Origin of the sequence: Rhodohalobacter sp. SW132 (assembly GCF_003390325.1) — a bacterium.
Taxonomy (GTDB): Bacteria; Bacteroidota; Rhodothermia; order Balneolales; family Balneolaceae; genus SW132.
Genome location: NZ_QUOK01000009.1, coordinates 122,677 through 141,517, shown reverse-complemented (window position 1 = coordinate 141,517; position 18,841 = coordinate 122,677). Strand labels below are relative to the sequence as shown.

Annotated in this window: 12 protein-coding genes; 5 read left to right on the top strand and 7 right to left on the bottom strand. The window is 45.2% G+C overall.

Annotation, left to right across the window (positions count from 1 at the left end; genetic code table 11):
- Window positions 1–19: 19 nt before the first annotated feature.
- Complete coding sequence (locus tag DYD21_RS15910; RefSeq protein ID WP_147303616.1) at window positions 20–391, bottom strand: response regulator; 372 nt, start codon at window positions 389–391, stop codon at window positions 20–22.
- Between the two features lie 466 nt (window positions 392–857).
- Window positions 858–3,770, bottom strand: a complete 2,913-nt coding sequence (gcvP, locus tag DYD21_RS15905; RefSeq protein ID WP_116037990.1) for an aminomethyl-transferring glycine dehydrogenase — start codon at window positions 3,768–3,770, stop codon at window positions 858–860.
- 339 nt (window positions 3,771–4,109) lie between these two features.
- Here gcvP and DYD21_RS15900 point away from each other — a divergent pair, with 339 nt between their 5' ends.
- Window positions 4,110–4,940, top strand: a complete 831-nt coding sequence (locus DYD21_RS15900; protein WP_116038071.1) for a ZIP family metal transporter — start codon at window positions 4,110–4,112, stop codon at window positions 4,938–4,940.
- 47 nt (window positions 4,941–4,987) lie between these two features.
- Here DYD21_RS15900 and DYD21_RS15895 read toward each other — a convergent pair whose 3' ends face one another.
- Window positions 4,988–5,638: a DUF2459 domain-containing protein gene (locus DYD21_RS15895; RefSeq protein ID WP_116037989.1), complete on the bottom strand. Its 651-nt coding sequence runs from the start codon at window positions 5,636–5,638 to the stop codon at window positions 4,988–4,990.
- A 129-nt stretch (window positions 5,639–5,767) separates the two neighbouring features.
- Window positions 5,768–6,661, bottom strand: a complete 894-nt coding sequence (locus tag DYD21_RS15890; RefSeq protein WP_233505564.1) for a glyoxylate/hydroxypyruvate reductase A — start codon at window positions 6,659–6,661, stop codon at window positions 5,768–5,770.
- A gap of 258 nt (window positions 6,662–6,919) precedes the next feature.
- Between DYD21_RS15890 and DYD21_RS15885 the strand changes: the two genes are divergently transcribed.
- Both DYD21_RS15885 and DYD21_RS15880 read left to right on the top strand, forming a co-directional pair.
- Entirely contained in the window at window positions 6,920–7,342 is a 423-nt protein-coding gene (locus DYD21_RS15885) for a S24 family peptidase (protein WP_116037988.1), read from the top strand.
- A gap of 44 nt (window positions 7,343–7,386) precedes the next feature.
- Window positions 7,387–8,673, top strand: coding sequence for a Y-family DNA polymerase (locus DYD21_RS15880; protein ID WP_116037987.1), 1,287 nt, complete (start codon window positions 7,387–7,389; stop codon window positions 8,671–8,673).
- A 194-nt stretch (window positions 8,674–8,867) separates the two neighbouring features.
- Here DYD21_RS15880 and DYD21_RS15875 read toward each other — a convergent pair whose 3' ends face one another.
- Window positions 8,868–9,440 (bottom strand): DinB family protein, encoded by a 573-nt coding sequence (locus tag DYD21_RS15875; RefSeq protein WP_116037986.1) that lies wholly within the window; start codon window positions 9,438–9,440, stop codon window positions 8,868–8,870.
- 92 nt (window positions 9,441–9,532) lie between these two features.
- On the opposite strand from DYD21_RS15875, the gene DYD21_RS15870 reads away from it, so the two are divergent.
- Window positions 9,533–12,289 carry a prolyl oligopeptidase family serine peptidase gene (locus DYD21_RS15870; protein ID WP_116037985.1) on the top strand — a complete coding sequence of 919 codons (2,757 nt, stop codon included), beginning with the start codon at window positions 9,533–9,535 and terminating at the stop codon, window positions 12,287–12,289.
- Window positions 12,290–12,753: 464 nt separating this feature from the next.
- On the opposite strand, the gene DYD21_RS15865 is transcribed toward DYD21_RS15870, so the two are convergent.
- The gene (locus tag DYD21_RS15865) at window positions 12,754–13,902 is read right to left on the bottom strand and encodes a glycoside hydrolase family 3 protein (RefSeq protein ID WP_158607330.1); all 1,149 of its coding nucleotides are present in this window, start codon (window positions 13,900–13,902) and stop codon (window positions 12,754–12,756) included.
- A 377-nt stretch (window positions 13,903–14,279) separates the two neighbouring features.
- Here DYD21_RS15865 and DYD21_RS15860 point away from each other — a divergent pair, with 377 nt between their 5' ends.
- Window positions 14,280–15,017, top strand: a complete 738-nt coding sequence (locus DYD21_RS15860; protein WP_116037983.1) for a hypothetical protein — start codon at window positions 14,280–14,282, stop codon at window positions 15,015–15,017.
- 567 nt (window positions 15,018–15,584) lie between these two features.
- Here DYD21_RS15860 and DYD21_RS15855 read toward each other — a convergent pair.
- The gene (locus DYD21_RS15855; protein ID WP_116037982.1) at window positions 15,585–18,785 is read right to left on the bottom strand and encodes a CHAT domain-containing protein; all 3,201 of its coding nucleotides are present in this window, start codon (window positions 18,783–18,785) and stop codon (window positions 15,585–15,587) included.
- Between the last annotated feature and the right edge of the window lie 56 nt (window positions 18,786–18,841).

The following is an 18,841-nucleotide window of genomic DNA, read 5'->3' as shown; positions in this document are numbered from 1 at the left end:
CTATCGTAATTTTTTCTGATTATGCTGTGGGCATCTCAATGCCATTGATTGCAGATTTTAAATCATGAATATTCACAGGTTTAATCATGAAAAATGAATTTTGAACCTGTGAGGCCTGTTTACGGGTATTCAGGTCAGATTGCCCTGTAATGTAGATTACCGGCGCGTTGGAGTGATTTCTGATCTGCTGCATCGCCTGTATTCCATTAACATCATCCGCAAGCTGAATATCCATAAAGATGAGGTCGGGATTGTGTTTCTGGATGGATTCAACAGCACCTGAGCCTGTCTGCGATATATCCAGCACCTCGAGGTCCAGCGAATTTGCCATCTTCTCAAGTACAATTCCTAATAACTGATCGTCCTCTACAATAACTACTTTTTTATTCATATCAATACCAATTTCAAATATTTTCTTTGACTCAAGGTATTGTTTTTTGAGTGTCTGAGGGGTTAAAATTTTATAAGATATCAATCAGTATATATATGATTAAATCTATTTAAGATTTCAGACACCAAGGCTTTAGAGTGAGTATTTAATGTTTTTATATTCCTGAAGCAGCGTGATGACTCACTATATCAAATCAAGATTATTCTAACAACCTGAGTTCTATTTAAAAAATGGCAAAAACAGATCAAAGAGGGCGTCATCTCGCATCCCGAAAACGTTCGGAACGTGATCTAATGTCATTAACAAAAGGCTGGAGATGCCGGATCTAAGTCCGGCATGAAAATAATGGTTGACGAATTAACTTAAATAACGCCCTTGTTGAACTGTTTTTGTGATATCCCTCAAATTTAATAACTGAACTCAGGTTATCATAATGAAGAAAGCCTTCACACTGGATTCAGGCCGGTTAAGAGACAGATTCAATCGGCTGTCCCTTGGCATACTCTTCAACAGGTACACAGGTACACATCAGGTTGCGATCCCCATAAGCATCATCCACACGGCTTACTGAAGGCCAGAATTTGTTGAATCGGAGTTCCGGTATCGGGAACACGGCCTTTTCCCGTGAGTAGGGCTTGTTCCAGTTTTCATCAAGTGCAACTCTCATGGTGTGCGGTGCATTTTTCAGGACGTTGTTTTTGGGATCTGCATTTTCTTTTTCAATCTCACGGATTTCATTCCGGATACCGATCATGGCATCACAGAATCGGTCCAGCTCCGGTTTTGATTCACTCTCCGTTGGCTCAATCATTAGCGTGCCGGGAACGGGGAACGACATCGTAGGGGCATGAAAACCGTAATCCATCAGCCGTTTTGCAACATCCACCGATTCGATGCCGGCAGACTGCTTAAATCCCCGCAGATCGATGATGAACTCGTGTGCGGAGTGACCGCCCTTTCCGGTATATAAAATCGGGTAGTGATCTTTCAGGCGATCTTTCAGGTAGTTGGCATTCAGGATCGCAATTTTGGTTGCCCGTGTCAGTCCCTCTGCACCCATCATGCGGATGTAGGCGTGCGAAATGGTTAAGATGCTTGCACTGCCGAACGGAGCGGATGCAATGGCATCAATGGAATGTTCTCCGCCGGTTGCGACAATATCGTGACCGGGTAAAAAAGGCGCCAGTTTTTCAACCACGCCAATCGGACCCATACCGGGCCCACCGCCGCCGTGCGGAATGCAAAACGTTTTGTGAAGGTTCAGATGGCACACATCAGCTCCAATTACGGCAGGGGAGGTCAGCCCGACCTGCGCATTCATGTTTGCGCCATCCATATAGACGAGCCCGCCGTTTTGATGGATCTCATCACAAATTTCACGGATATCTTCTTCAAACACACCGTGAGTGGACGGATACGTGACCATCAGTGCAGCGAGGTTTTCTTTATGCTGATCGATTTTTTCACGCAGGTCATCGAGATCGATGTTCCCCTGGTCATCACATTTGGTGATTACAACATTCATGCCCGCCATCACAGCGCTTGCAGGATTGGTTCCGTGAGCCGAGGAGGGGACAATCGTTACATTCCGGTGTGAATCTCCGTTGTGAATATGATAGGCGCGGATAGCCATCAAACCGGCATATTCTCCCTGAGCGCCGGAATTCGGCTGCAGAGAAACGGAATGGAATCCCGTAATCTCTTCGAGCCAGCTGCCCAGCTCATCAAAAAGTTGTTGATAACCTATGGCCTGCTCTTTTGGCGCAAATGGATGAATTTTTCCAAACTCCGGCCAGGTAAGCGGAATCATCTCCGTTGTGGCGTTCAGTTTCATTGTGCATGACCCGAGAGAAATCATCGAGTGGGTGAGGTCTAAATCCCGGTTTTCGAGCATTTTCAGGTATCGGAGCATCTCATGTTCGGAGTGAAACTGGTTGAAAACAGGGTGCTCCAGGAAATCTGTTGTCCGGCTGATCTCTTTCGGAAAATCGACTTTGATCAGTTCAGCGGCTTCATCAACATTAAATGTATTGTTCTTTCCGGCAGCAGACTCAAATATTGAATGTACGGTTCGAAGGTCATCAAGCGTTTTATTTTCATCAAAGGATATTCCAATCTCTGTACCCTCGTACCTGAAGTTCATTTTTTTGCTCAGGGCACTTTTCCGGATTTTTTCAACGATCTCATCATTCTCAATCTCAACAGTGATGGTATCAAAAAATGAATCGTGTGATAAAGTAAACCCCATTTTTGATAACCCAGCGTGTGCCAGTTTTGCCAGTCCGTGAACCCGTGCCGCGATACGTTTCAGGCCGTCGGGGCCGTGATAGACCGCATAAAACCCGGAAATTACAGCAAGCAGTACTTGTGCCGTGCAGATGTTGGAGGTTGCCTTTTCACGGCGAATGTGCTGTTCGCGTGTCTGTAGCGCCATGCGATACGCGTTATGGCCTTCAGCATCCTGCGTTACCCCGATAATCCGGCCCGGGATCTGACGTTTAAATTCCTCTTTCGTTGCAAAATATGCGGCGTGCGGGCCGCCATATCCCATTGGTACTCCGAATCGCTGGGTTGATCCGACCACCACGTCAGCTCCCATTTCACCAGGTGATTTCAATAGTGTAAGACTGAGCAGGTCAGCCGCAACGGTAACATATACACTGTTTTTGTGAGCAGAAGAGATAAGCGGAGTGAAATCCTGTACGTTTCCGTCACTGCCGGGGTACTGCAGCAGAATTCCAAAGAGTTCAGGGTCAGTTAAATCAAGTTTATTAACATCCCCGATTTTAAGTTCAATGCCGATCGGCTCCATCCGGTTTTTAAGCACCGAAATGGTTTGCGGATGGCAATTATCGCTGATAAAAAATGTATTCGCCTGTTTTCGTTTCTTGCCCTTGCGCCGGCTGTGCAGCATGGATGCCGCCTCGGCTGCAGCTGTTCCCTCATCAAGCAGAGAGGAGTTGGCAATCTCCATGCCGGTGAGATCCGTAACGGCAGTTTGAAAATTGATCAAAGCTTCAAGCCGGCCCTGTGCGATCTCTGCCTGGTACGGTGTATAGGCAGTGTACCATCCTGGATTCTCAAGCACATTTCGAAGGATCACATTTGGCGTTACCGTTTCGTAATATCCCATCCCGATGAACGATTTAAATACACTATTTTTAGACGCGATTTCGCGTATGGAATCGAGATACTCATCTTCAGAAAGTGCCCGCGGCAGTTCCAGTTCTTTTTCGAGGCGAATTTTTTTGGGAATGGTTTCGCCGATCAGCTGATCCAGGCTATCTACTTCAGAGAGTGAAAGCATTTCTTTAATATCTGAATCAGAAGGTCCAATGTGTCGGTTTGCAAATGGCTCTTTATTAAACTGAATCTGCATGAGGAAGAAAAGTGTTTATGAAGTTTGATTTTTTGGAACAACACAAATGGCTGCAAAACGGTTTCCTGGTTGAGCACCAATTGCATCTGTTGTGCTTAATGTGATGACTAAATAGTTCTCAATTTCTGTAGTTGAGCGGACACAAAATTATCTAATAAATATAAGGTTTTTCGATGAGTGTGCACGGGCAGATTGATTAGATTTTACAACAAAACTTAAGCGTTCGTATTCGCTTTGGGAATAATGTATACATGTAAAGGTATCAGAAAAAAAATTTTTAGTCTTTCCTAAATATTGTACTTTTCAACGTTGCAATTCTAAATGTTTAACGATAAGTATATGGAATTACTAACTACATGGTTTTATGAACTCGGTCCCGTCTGGCAGGCATTTTTTGCTGGAACCTTAGCATGGATTACGACTGCCATTGGTGCCGCTGTAGTTTATATGAAAAAAGAGGTCAGCGTAAAATTTCTTGATTTTGCCCTGGGTTTTGCTGCCGGAGTAATGATAGCGGCTACAATTTGGTCACTGCTGGAACCATCTATGTCGATGTCTGAATCTTTGGGGCATGTTAAATGGCTGCCTGCTACGGTGGGCTTTTTATTAGGTGCGTTTACGATACGGGTAGCCGATGCATACGTTCCGCACCTGCACCTTGGCATGCCCAAGGAGATGGCTGAAGGCGTGAAAACAAAATGGCGCCGGGCCACGCTGCTGGTCATGGCCATTACTCTCCATAACATTCCCGAGGGACTTGCTGTTGGTGTGCTTTTCGGAGCTGCAGCTACAGGTATAGATCCAACGGGAACTGCCACGGTAGCCGGTGCAGTTGCGCTTGCTATTGGAATCAGCATTCAGAACCTGCCCGAGGGAATGGCGGTATCCATGCCGTTGAGGGGCGAAGGGGTTAGCAGGGGATTGAGTTTTAATTACGGACAGCTTTCAGGATTGGTGAATCCGCCTTCTGCTGTCATTGGCGCACTGGCTGTTATTTTCATTCAGCCTATTTTGCCTTATGCTCTCGGTTTCGCCGCCGGAGCGATGATTTTTGTGGTGGTGGAGGAGCTGATACCCACATCGCAGCGCCACGGAAATACCGATTTGGCCACACTTGGTACTGTTATTGGGTTTTGTGTGATGATGGTTTTAGATGTAACTCTCGGCTGATAACTCCAGATTGACAATGCTGAAAACCGGGCCGGACAACAGGATGATCATCTCAGCTGGATAACTTCACCATCTTTCCTGGCCTGCTGAATTACATTTCCGGAGGTGAGGGAGTAAATTGGCGTGATCGGGTAACCGGTTTGACGAAGAGCGCGTGCCGTCCAGGTATTCGACGTTTTCGGAAGATAGTATCTACCGGTTGCATTAAAAAATGCGCTGTTACTATAAAGCCCGTCAGCTGCAAAAACAACCTCTCCGTCATCATCAAGCCGGAACCGGTCTCTAACAAATTCAGCAAAATGATCGGCACCCTCTTCCGATATTTTGATTTTAATCACATCACTGGCTGAAAAATATCTGTCAATCGGCATATCAATTCCCACGATGTGAATCACACTGCGGGTGGGCAGCATCGCAGCTCGGAGTAACAGCCAGAACCCAGCATCACTATCGGTATAATAGCGCCCATCTCCCCATCCGAATTTCAGGTATTGTGCTGAAGGCATCCGTTCATGTTCAGGTAACTTGTGTTCAATTGCAGAAGATTCAACGGCAATTCCCACATGCCAGCCGTGGCTCACAAGATACATTTCAATCGGCCGCAGCTCTTCATCCTCCGGGTAAAGTTCGGTCACCGGACTCAGGCAGCCCGTGAAAAAAATTGCGGTAAGGATAAGTATAGGAATCAATCGTTTCATACATCGAATATTTCTGATATTACCTGGTTTTATTCGTCTGAACGAAGATAATCAAATTCAATTACTCTATAGATACGACCCGATTCTTCGTACGGGATCTGAATAGAATATAAAACATCGATTCTTGGATCAATAACCTCTCTGACGATCAACCTGGTTTATTAATTCCTGTTTGGATAGCATTCGTTTGTAGTTATCGAGAATCAGGCCGGCAATTTCATCCGGGTGGGTAACGGATGCAATATGAGGTGTGATGCTGATTTTCTCACGGCTCCAGAAAGGATGCGATTCGGGCAGCGGCTCTGTTTCAAAAACGTCCAGTGTTGACCGTTTGATCAGGTTCATATCAAGGGCATATATCAGATCCTCTTCAACAAGATGCTCACCACGGGCTACATTGATTAAAAACCCCGGATTTGCCAGCTTTTTAAAGAGGTCCAGGTTTAATATCCCCTCCGTTTCAGCGGTGAGAGGAAGCAGGCACACCAGGATATTTGTATCCGCAAGAAAAGGATCGAGCTGATCTTCGGGGTATGTAATTACACTCGGAATGGATTTTTTTGATTTGGCCCAGCCAGAAACTTTAAATCCGTTGGCGGTCAATCGCTTTGCTACATTCGTTCCAAGTTCCCCCAGCCCCATGATTCCAACCATCAAATTCTCTTTTTGATACTGTGAGTGCGGTTTCCAGTCGGCCCGGATCTGCTGCCGTGTGTAACTTGCGAATTGCCGTATCATATTCAGCGCAGACATCACAACGTAATCGCACATCTGTTCGGAGAGTTTTGGAGCAACCAGACGAGTGAGTTTCACTTCTTTTGGGATGGATGGATCTTTCAGTAAGTGATCCGCTCCGGCCCCGAGAGAGGAGACTACCTGAAGGTTAGGATAGCTGGAAAACTGCTCCTTTGGCTGGTTCCAGGCAACTGCGAAATTCACCCGATCCTTCGATTTGATGTCCGGCCAGATTTCAACATCCAGATTGTTGTCGTGATTCAGAAGTGCATCTCTGAAAGGTTCCATATTTCTTGTTTTCGAAATAAGCAGGATTGACATATTCTCAGTAACTAAAAAGTCGATTAACAATTTTGATGAAGATACATCAAAACAAAGTGAATGCTTAAAGTATTTAGCAGTGGATCGGTTGAAAACTGCCGGCCATTGTGTTACAGAAATCATCATGCAGTTTTCATAACCCGGTTTGCCGGAATTTGGTAAAATAAGTTGCAAAGTGCCGCCATCACACATATATTTTACATATAAATATATAGGAGGATCACTATGATTGCACAGGCACAACAACCGGGAAGCTTGCAGAAAAACAGGCTTAAGATAAAACGTTCTACGGAGACCGGTTTTCCATCTCCGGCAACAGATCATCTTGAGGATCGATTAAACCTTCAGGAGCACGTGGTTCGGAATCCATCCGCTACGTTTTTTTGCCGGGTGAAAGGTTCAGATGACGAAGAATTGGGGGTGTTTGATGGGGATCTTCTCGTCGTGGACCGATCGCTGGCATTTAAACATCACTCGCTTGTTATCGCGAGGGTAGAGGGTGAGCATCGTGTTTGCAGGTTATGGAACCGAGGTCGAAGATGGTCTCTTCAGTTGTCTGGCAACCGGTTTATTCATCTGGACAGAGACCGGCCGGCCGAAGAGCTGATGTGGGGAGTGGTATCCCATATCATTCACTCCTGCATTTAAACCTTTCTCAAACCTGTTCCAATAACGTACCGGTCTGTATAATCATGGAAAATGCTGCGCCATCCTTTTTTGCGCTGATCGATTGTAACAATTTTTACGCCTCCTGCGAACGGGTATTTGATCCGTCATTAATTAACCGTCCGGTTGTAATTTTATCAAATAATGATGGCTGTGTGATTGCACGTTCGGCCGAAGCAAAGGAAGCCGGCATACCGATGGGGATTCCGGAATTCAAAGTCCGCCCGATGATTCGACAACACAACATAGCGGTCAGGTCATCAAATTATGCACTCTACGGAGATATGAGCAGCCGTGTTATGGAGACGCTTAAAACCTGCACGCCAAACCTGGAAGTGTACAGCATTGATGAGGCATTTGCTGAACTTTCATCCGCATACATGAGCTCACTCAGCGAGTATGGTCAATGGAACCGTCAGCGGGTGCTGCGCTGGACCGGTATTCCTGTATCGGTTGGAATCGCAAAAACGAAGACGCTGGCGAAAATAGCCAATGAAACGGCAAAAGAGTTCTCGGCTCTGAACGGAGTACTGGTACTCGATAGCGAACATCGAACAGAAAAAGTGTTAAAGAGAACATCGGTTGATGATGTCTGGGGCGTTGGCAGAAATTACTCGAAAACTCTGCACAAATACGGGATTGATACCGCCTGGCAGCTAAGCCGTCAGTCCGATGCATGGATTCGCAGCACCATGAAAGTAACCGGACTCCGAACGGTGTGGGAACTTCGCGGAAGACCATGCCAAACCGTTGAACAGACAACAGAGCCGAGGAAAGGAATACTAAGTTCACGATCGTTTGGCACTCCGGTAGAAAATGTGGACGATATGCGGGAGGCAGTGACGCTCTTCGCCAGTCGGGCAGCGGAAAAACTACGTGCCCAAAAATCCGTTGCGAGTAACATCTGTGTAACTCTTGTGACCAATAAATATGAAAATCCTGGAAAACCATACAAATTTGGAATCGATGTGTCTCTGCCGAACCCAACTGCAGATACAACAACCCTTGCTATGGCCGCTGTGTCTGTGGTGAATCGTCTGTTTGATCCCTGTAAGAAGTACAAAAAAGCGTGGGTGATGCTAACCGGAATTGTTCCGGAGGCGGAAATTCAGACTAATCTCTTTAGTGAACAAGCCTACACACAAAAACAGCACGATTTGATGGAGTGCATGGATTCTGTAAATGCAAGGTATGGCAGTCAAACGATGAGTGTAGCCGGCACAGGTGTGGGAAACAACCAATCCTGGCAAATGAAACAGGAACACCTGAGCAAACGCTACACAACACGCTGGGATGAAATAATGGAGATTTGATGCAGAAACAGTGGGCTCGCCACGCCGCAAAGACGCAAGGTAATCATTTATAGGTAATGCGAGATTGAATAAAAATCCCTACATAAAACCCCTGCGCCGTCTCGCCCCTGCGTGCACAAACACATATACCGTCGCGCCTTTGCGCCTTTGCGAGAATAACCCCAGATTCTGACTACTCCCCTTCGCGAGAATTCCTACTGAGGTATCCGTTTCAAAATCTGCTCAATCTGCCAGATATGTCTGCGCTGATGAGCATCCATAATAATGAGAAAATCTGTAAGTGATAGCCGCAGCAGTTTAATCAGCGGATGACGGCCCTTAATCTTATCCAGATCCCAGTTTTCGCTATCGGCTCTTTTCAGAAGCTCAATCAGCTCATCCTGAACTTCAATCAGCCGTTCAATGGTTTCAGCAGGATCTGACTCACTGCCATCCGGCTTCATCGGTTTCACGGTTTTAATGCCGAACGAATAAGGCGGCTCCATATAACCCGCCAGCTTTCTCGCACTCCATTTAGGTGAGAACGTATGGCCGTTTTGCGCTGCCGGAATTGCGTTAAGTTTTTCGATCGCTGAATTCATCTGGTTGATGTACAGCTTATTGAACTGAATCAAATGCTGACAAACCTCAACGCAGCTCCAGGTCTCCGGATTCAATTTGTATAAAACGGTCTCACGCGGGAGACTACCGTACTCATGAATTATCGTTTTGGCACCCTCAAACTTTTCAATAAGCTGCTCGATGGTGAACTCTTTTGCGATGGACATCTGTGAAAGATTGTTTAATTGGAGGTTACAGGTAGCAGGTTGATCGCTTTTTCTGTTTCTTCTACATCAAACCAAAAGTAAGCAAACCGTTTATGAGATTACGAATACAATCCGCACTTTTAATGTGTGCCCTGATTTTTATTACCACTGCATTTCACTCCACAGCTACAGCCCAGGAACAGTTCACGTTCGAGGATGTGATGCAGTTCAAATCGATCGATAACCCGGTTATTTCTGCTGACGGCGACTGGATTGCATTTGGCGTCTGGCCGGAACGTGGTGATGGCGAGGTCCGCATCAAACAGGTGGATGGAGATACGGAGTATTTGATTGAGCGCGGCGAGCGACCGCAGATCTCATCAAACGGAGCGTTTGCGGCAGCGATCGTAAAACCACCTTTCCTGGAACTGGAAAATGCGGGACGCAACGGACCGAAAAACAGCCTCTTTATTCTGAATCTGGCAGACGGCGAACGTCAGGAGATTGAAAATGTAACCGGTTTTGAGTTTTCAAATGACGGCAACTGGCTGGTGGTGTCTCTCGAACAGCCACAAGATTTTGAATCCGATAATCCGCACGTCGGATCGCCCCGCAAACTGATCAACCTGCAGTCGGATGACACTCTTGAGCTTCCGTTTGTAAACGCTATGTCGATCGACAGCACCTCGAACTATTTTGTCTACTCCACGGTGGATACGCTGGGTGAAAACAACGCGCTGTTTGCGATCGATCTGGATGAAGGACTGGAGCCGGTTCAGCTCTTGGCAAACTCCTATGCATACTACAATAATTTTTCGTGGGATCAGAGTCGAGGCCGGCTTGCATTGACGGCCACCGAGATCGACACCGCGCACGACAATCGCCTGAACGATGCATCGATCGTTACCTGGCAGGCATTTGACGGTGAACCGGAATTCCTGGTGACGCCGGACGATGTGGAGGTTGGATACCGGCTGCGATCGCGCAACAACCTGACCTGGACCTACGATGGTGAGCGCCTTTTTTATGGCGTGAAAGATGCCGATATGGTCGCCCTGGATGAGCGCGAAGAGAAGAGTGATTCGCTCACGGCCGACAATATGTATGATCTTGGTCACATCCTGAATGAAGTTGAAGGCAAAGTGTGGCACTGGGATGATCCGCTGATCAAAACGCATGAGAAACAGACGTTTAACAATCGAAAAAATCATCTCTACACGGCCGTTTATCATTTGGATGAGGGCCGATCGGTTCAGCTGGCGGTGAAAGAACTCCCTTATGTTTCGGTGAGCCACAACACTGGTCACATAATCGGCTCATCGGATCTTTCTTACAGACAATTGATTACGCATGATGGTCGATACCGCGATTATTACCTGATCGACCTTGAGACAGGGGGGCAAACTCAGTTTATAACGCAGCAGCGGTTTGGGGCGTCACTTTCGCCTAACGGAGATTTTGCCGCCTGGTTTGATGGCGAAGACTGGAATATCATGAACAGTGAAACCGGCCAGGTTCGAAATCTGACCGAAGGCCTGGATGTGCCGTTTGCAGATGAAGATAACGACCGCCCACAGCCATCCGGCGGATACGGAATTGCCGGCTGGACCGACAATGATCGATCTGTAATCATCTACGACAAATACGATATCTGGCAGTTTGATGCAGCAGCGGATGGGGTTCGGTCGGTCACAGACGGAAAGGGGAGAGAGGATCAGCGGATCTACAGAATCCGCGATCTTGATCCGGAGCGCCACACCTTCAGCCGGAACGAGCGGCTGCTGTTGACCATGTTTGATGAGATGGAGAAGAATTACGGGTTTTATGAATCCCGTATCGGCCGGAGCGGTGTGACTGAACTGCTTGGAGGCGAGATGAGGTTTGATCTGGTTGCAAAAGCTGAGAACAGCGACAGGGTTCTGTTTACAAAGCAGAAGTATGATGTCTATCCCAATCTCTGGGTAAGCGACAGCTGGCGTTTCCGGAATACCTCGAAACAGACAACTCTCTATGATGACCTAAAAGAACAGTGGAACTGGGGTCATGCGGAGCTGATCGACTGGCTGGATGTGGACGGTAAAAAGACCCAGGGCATTGTGGTGTATCCCGACGATTACGATCCTGAGCAGACCTACCCGGTGTTTATCTATTTTTATGAGCGGTTTTCGCAGCGGCTGCACGATTTTAACCACCCTGTGACGAATCACCGGCCTAATGTCGCCCAGTATGTGAGTGACGGCTATGTCTTTTTTATGCCTGATGTCTGGTTTGATATTCCCCAGCCGGGCTATTCGGCCACAAAAAGCATCGTGCCGGGCGTGCACAAACTGGTGGAGATGGGCGTGGCCGATCCGGACGCCATCGGACTCCACGGACACTCCTGGAGTGGTTACCTGGCGGCCCACATGGTCACGGAAACGGACATGTTTGCGGCTGCGGTGGCGGGAGCTCCGGTTGGCAACATGACCAGCGCCTATAGCGGTATTCGATGGGGAACCGGGCTGGCGCGTCAGTTTCAGTATGAGCAGACGCAGAGCCGTCTGGGCGTAAGCCTCTGGGAGAATCCAAAGCCCTACATCGAAAATTCACCGGTCTTTTTTGCTGATCGCATCAACACGCCTATCATGATTCAGCACGGTGATGCTGATGAGGCGGTGCCGTGGTACCAGTCGATCGAGCTCTACCTTGCGCTCCGGCGAAACGGAAAAGAGTCGGTGTTCCTGCACTATTACGACGAACCACACCACCTTCGCAAGTTTGCCAACCGCCTCGACTACGCGGTGAAGATGAAAGAGTACATGGATCATTATCTCAAAGGAATTCCCGCTCCCGCATGGATAGAGGAGGGTGTGCCGTATTTAGGCGATTGAGGCAGGAATTGTTAGCAACCCGGTAGTCACCGCGGGCTTCGACCCGCGATCTCCCATTGTTGCCACGGGAAAGTGATATGCCAATGGCTGGGTCTTCAGATCGAACAGGATTGGGAGATGCCGCATTGTGGTGCGGCATGACTTCAGGAGAAAGACATGGTATTTTTCTTACTCCGTGCCCGTTTCGGTCGCTTATTTAGTTTCTGTCTGGCAGTTTGAATTTGAGACGTTGCTCTCAAAAATACCATGTCTCTTGAGGACAAGGAATTAATTTGTGAAAGCTCGAAATCAGATCCGCAATGTCTCACAAAGACATTGCGGATCTTTTATACGGGCAGAGAATTCAACTGTGAATAGACATGGTATTTTTCTTGCTCGACGCCGGATTCAGTCATGTATTTAGTTTCTGCCCGGCAGTTTAATTTTGAGACGTCGCTTCCAAAAATACCATGACTGACTGCTTCTCAATCAAGCAGCCCGAGCTGACGCTTGGTCTCCATCACCCGCTCATACGCCTCGTTGATCCTCTCCTCAGAAACCGCGCCTGTCTCAACCAGGTCCACGATAATCTTTACGGCATCAGGAACAATGTCAGGCTGATAGACGGAGTTATTGGCAAAGATCAGCATATCCACGCCGGCGTTCAGCGCATGTTCGATGGAGAACTCGAGTCCATAGAAAGAGCGAATGGCGTCCATCTGCATATCATCCGAAAAAAGCATTCCGCGAAAACCGATATCGTCCCGAAGCAGGCCTGTTTGTACATTCCGGGAAAGTGTGGCAGGAAGCTCTTCGTCAAGATTGCTGTTCATTACATGCGCAGTCATCACGGCAAAGCGAAAGTCGGTTTGGGACAGATTTCTATACGGTTCAAGCTCGATCTCTTCCCAGGTGTCGGTTACATCTGCCATTCCCACATGAGAGTCGTTCCAGGCGCTGCCGTGACCCGGAAAATGTTTAATAACCGGCAGCAGGTTCTGGTTTTGATGCTCTTCAATTACAATGGATGCATGAGTGGTTACAATGTCTGGATCCGCGCTGTAGCTGCGGTCGAGCTGGCCAATCACAGGATTTTCCGGGTTGGTATTGAGATCAACCACCGGCGCAAAATTTACGTTGAATCCAATATTAGCAAGCAGTTCAGTTTGCTCAATAGTGTATGCCCGTGTACTGTCCGGATTGTTCAGATCGCCAAGATATTCAGCTGAAACAGTTGCGGGAAATCCACGCGCAGCTTTTAAACGCGCCACGCGTCCGCCTTCCTGGTCTACGGCTATTAGCAGAGGTATGGAAGAGATCTCCTGCAGGGATCGGTTTAATTGCTCCACCTGGTCAGCGGATTTAATATTACGCTCAGGGGTTCCGGTCGGGACATCAAAATCGAACAGGATTACGCCACCCACACCATACTCTTCGATATCGCGCTTAACGTGAGAAGTATCCGACATTTCAAACCCCTTGAAACCGACCATAAGTAATTGTGCTGCTTTTTGTTCGATCGAAAATTCTTCAGAATTTGATTCCTGGTTTATGCAACCGGTCTGAATTGTAACGAGACAAATAAAGGCAGCAGTGCAGAGTGTCATATGTGAATGGCGAATTGAGTTGAACATATTGGATAATAGAAGTTCGAATAACACGTGAAAATTGAGCATAAACATAAGCAACTTCGGTGCGATAACACAGGAAAGAGAATCACAGCCCATGTGAACGGTTGTTAAGTTTAATCATGAAATATTAAGATTTTTTAATGTAACAAGAGGGAGGTTAGATACTCTTGTATATAGTCCGAATACCAGACAAAGTTGAAGTTTATTCACAATAGTTTATGTAGATTTAGCTTTTGTCGGATATTGAACAAATAAGTATGCAGACATAATCAGAATAAAAGCAGATGTTTACAACAATCACAAAGTCTGTAGTTTTTAATAAACACACACACTGATCTCCTGTCAGATTACCGAATAATAACACTTAACGATGTAACCCTATGATTGAGAGCAACAGAAATATAGAATTAGAAAACCGTATTGAGGAGTATTTAGACGGTAAACTATCACCCCAGGAAGTAGATGAACTTTGGGCGGAGCTTATTGATAATGAATATTATCTCGATTACATGAAAAGTGTTGCGAGTTTAAAGCAGATTGGTGAAGAACGGCAAAAGAAATCCGAAGAGGTCAGAAAAGAGCCGGTTCAGCGTGTATGGCTTTCAGCTGCAGCAGCAGTTGTGCTGATGATTGGATCTGCAATCCTGTTTAGCCTGAGTACTGAAACATCCGAAATGATTAAACCGGTTTCAACCATTGAGCTGGATTACTACAGGTCAGCGGATGGGATGGCAACAGAAAGTGTTGAATCTGATGTTGTGAGAAGAGCGATATCAACAGCAAACACCGGAGAGGTTGGTGCCGCACTTTCACTGCTCAATCATGAGCTTGAACGAGCGAATTCTGAAATTGAACAGGCTGAACTGTTGATCACATCCGGTTCAATACTCTATAATTCAGGGCAATTCTCGGAAGCAATTGAAAGATTTGAAAATGCAAAAAACTTAAACTATGATGACGTGATGCTACGTGAGCGCAACTACTGGTATCTCGGAAATGCATATTTCCAAGTAAATCAAATTGCGGAAGCAAAAGACATGCTTGAAAAAGCGTTTGAAATGAATGGAGCCTACAGCCGTGTAGCTCAAAGTTATCTCAGAGCACTTTCAAGCAGGTAAAATTTGATTTAATTTCTGTGTTAAACTTCAGGCAGCCCGGATAGCACCGCGCTGCCTTTTTTTATGGATGATTGTTTCATCAATCCGCTTTAAACAGATAATTCGCCTTCACATGCTTCTGTTGTTAAGCGCCTCTTATCAATTATGCAATCTTCAATTGGGCCTGGAACATTAAGAAGGCAGCGGGTTGAGTGAATTTTAGAAATGATGGCTCATGAGATAACTTAATACCTGTTTACAAAGCACTACTCGAAATCCGCAGACAAAGAGTTCGCATTTCCTGAAGTTTCTGTTTAAAGTCATTACGCAATTTAGTATCTCATCCATTTCAACCCATTCCTTCCAATAGCTCCAGAGGCTCAACACTCAAAGCTGACTATCGAATTGCGAAAAGAGTGGCATGCAGTGTCACAATGATTATTCGGTATGCGATATAACCTGGGTTCGACTACTAAAATGGATAAGTGTCTGCGAAGATAAATCGGAATTGAAGAGCCGTGATTTGGGGAAACGATTGCCCGTTAAGGTAAGAATATACTGATGGCCTTCTGGAACTTATTAATCAATTCAGGCAGCAAGTGAACTGTTTCGGGTTCTTGTGACTACGAAAAATCCTGCGATGAAAATTAGTGCGATGAGCCAGTTACCAAGGTTTGCTCCGCGTTTTTGAATCAATGGCTCATTGTTACCGTTCAGAATATATGGCCCCCAAAAGTGCGGGTTGGCATTTTTGTTCTTAATAAAGTCAATTTTAGTAAGCTGGAGTGCTCTTGATTTGGTTTCACCTTCATTTATGTGGTGATAGAACATTTCTGCAAAATCTGCTGCAAACTGGTCGTTTACCGACCATGCATTTAAGATCAAACTTTGAGCACCTGCATAATGAAGTGCCCGGCTTAATCCCATAATTCCGCTGCCCTGTATTGCACGGTCACCGCCTGATTCGCATGAATTAAGCATAATCAATTCGTTCTGAAGATTCAGTTCGAATAATTCATATGCAAAAATTTGATTTGCGGGATCGGGATCATCCGAAAATTGATCCGGAAGCAGGTGCAGTCTTGAGAAAAGCGGATCACTCTCAGAGATTTCACTGTGTGTGGCCATGTGCAGAATTCGGCTGTTTCCAGCAATCTCTTTAAATCTTTGAGGGGTAGCATCATGTTCTATGAAGGCTGTTCGTTTTGGAAACCTCTGCAGATTGTGTTGAATTTTACTAACCTCACCCGGCGCCTGTGGAAGCGGCATCAGCGAACGGTTGGTTGTACTGTTTTGAAAATCAGCTACACCAAACCCGGTGAAATCGTATTCAAAATCTATACTCTGACGTCGCTGTCGCATGTCGTCCAGTCGATTCAGAGTTCTCACATCCATGTGTTCAATTAAAAATGTTGTTGCACCGTAGCTGTGTGATGAAACAGGTTTATTCAGTGGGATTACATCGGGTGGGAGTTGATGAAGGTATCCATCCGGAATCAAAATCAGCGATGAGTAGGACTTTGATAAATCATTGATATTTAGCATCTGACCAATTTCATAGAGGGCATTAAGATCCGTTCGGCCGGATATCATCCCTTGAATCGCAGTTTCAAAAACAGATTTCAGATCCTCATCAATGTTGACTTTTCGTATATCAATGTCATCGCGGGTGACCTGACTGATGTAATAACTGTCGTTTATGCTTGTGATGTGCATCATAACCTGGTCGCTGCCAAGTGACCGCTGAATGCTCCAGATTGGAATTTCCCGTTGATTGACTGGCATGGAACGCTGGTCCCGAAACAGCTCTCTTTTTTGAGCCTGGAGCCTTTCAATCTGATTGTTTAATTGAAGTCTTTCGTTATTTGATGCGACAAAAAGTTTTCGCCTGAGCGTTTCCATTTCACGGGTAATCTGCTGATCTCTGCTGAGCTGTTCCTCAGAAAGCTGGGATGAGGTGATGAGCGGGTTTTGAAGCATGGAAGCATCATTTATCGTTTTAATTCGATCCAGCATCTGAACAGCTTCGGTGGTCATATTTCGCTCAATCAGAAAATCCGCATAGGTTTCAAAAAGCTGCATATACTCCCCTTCAACCGTCCAATATCCCGTTTCTAGATCTGCAGAGTAGCGGGCGCGTTCAAGTACCAATTCTGTTGTTTCAGCAAATAAATCCTTGGCCCTAGTTAATTCACCATTCTGATGATAAAGCATTGCTTGAACAATACGGGAGAGTGTCAAAACTGAAAAGTCCACGACAGTTATATCATGAGCTCTGAATTTTTTAAGTAAATCATAAGTTTCTGTATAATTACCAAGTTTAAAGTTTAGATTTGCCCTTGAAACAAGACTTTCAAGATAAATGGGGGTGTTATTTTGAGATAACGCAATATTAGCGACTTCCTTCCAATAATTAATACTTTCATCAATTCTATCTTGCGACTGAAGTAATTCAGCACGTTCACTAAATATTCTAATAACAAACCTACTATTTATATCATCATTAAGCAGGGCTTCAGCTTTTAATAGGTATTGATCTGCCTCATATATATTATTCAAATATGTTGATTCAAAAACTGATTTTGATATCAGAATAGAAATCAAGTCTTCAAGGTTTTCTAACTGTTCGGCTAAATCAGCCGCGCGATCGATGTAGGTACTTGCGAGCTCAAAATTTTGGTTTTTTCTATAAAAAATATGCAGATTTCTGTGTATGCCGATCTGGTGATCAAAATTATTGTAAGATTGCGAATGCTCGAGCGCTTTAAGCTGTGTTTCTATATACTTATCGGATTCTCCTGTACTGAAATACACAAGACTCAGATTATTGTAGAGCCGTGTTAAATTCTGATCGCTCAAATTGTCAGACCTTCGAAGAGTAGATTCAAACACTTCACGCGCTTCCCTGTATTTTCCCAGCATATAGAGGTATCCGCCATGGCTTGAGTAGATTGCGTGTATGCTGCCTTCATCTCCTAAGTAATCAGAGATTGGAAGTGAGAACTCTCTTTGGACTTCAAGACTTCTGTCTAAATAGCCCAAGCTATACATTGCATAGTCAAGGCTCCAGAAGAGATTGAGTTTAGAATGAGAGATAGGAAATTTTTCGAAGGCAATTAATTCTTGAAAGATATCAGCAATGGGACCGAATTGATCAGTACTATAATAAGCGTAAAAAAGTGCAGATAAGTAGAGTTCCGTTTCTATTTTAGAGAGTTGAAGCTGATGAAATTCATTCTCATAAAATTCGATAATATGTGAATAAATTTCGCGGCCGATGACATCAGTAAACTGGTTATATTCTAATAAATAGAAAAAAACTGAAGGAAAATCAGAGAATTTGACTTCATCCAGATTTAACTTAACGTTTTTTGAAATTGAATGATTTATGTCATTTAAAAGGGGATTAGCTTCATATTTTGAATAGAATTCATCAAATTTTGAAATTCTCTCAGATTCTGAAGGTTCATTCAATAGGTAAATAAGCAGCATCTTCTCGTCCATATATTCGAAAGCAATATTCAATATGGAATTACGGGTGGAGGAGGTATCTAATGCATCTAATAATTGTTGATTATTTACTCGTTGAAGAAGAGATTCCTGTAGGTTTTTATCGGAGGAGTGAAATAAAATCGCAAAAGTCCACAGTAAATCAGACTCAATAGGTTCTCCATTTATGAATGGACTGGAATCGAATACCTCTATGTCAGTAATCTGAGATTGTGCAGGAGAATAGGTGGCAATCGATACAAAAAAAGTAATAAGCAGTATGAATACTTTTTTTGCCATGGCACTCACTTAAAGTCAAACTTAACTTTTATAATTAAGTAGTTTTATCGTCCGTA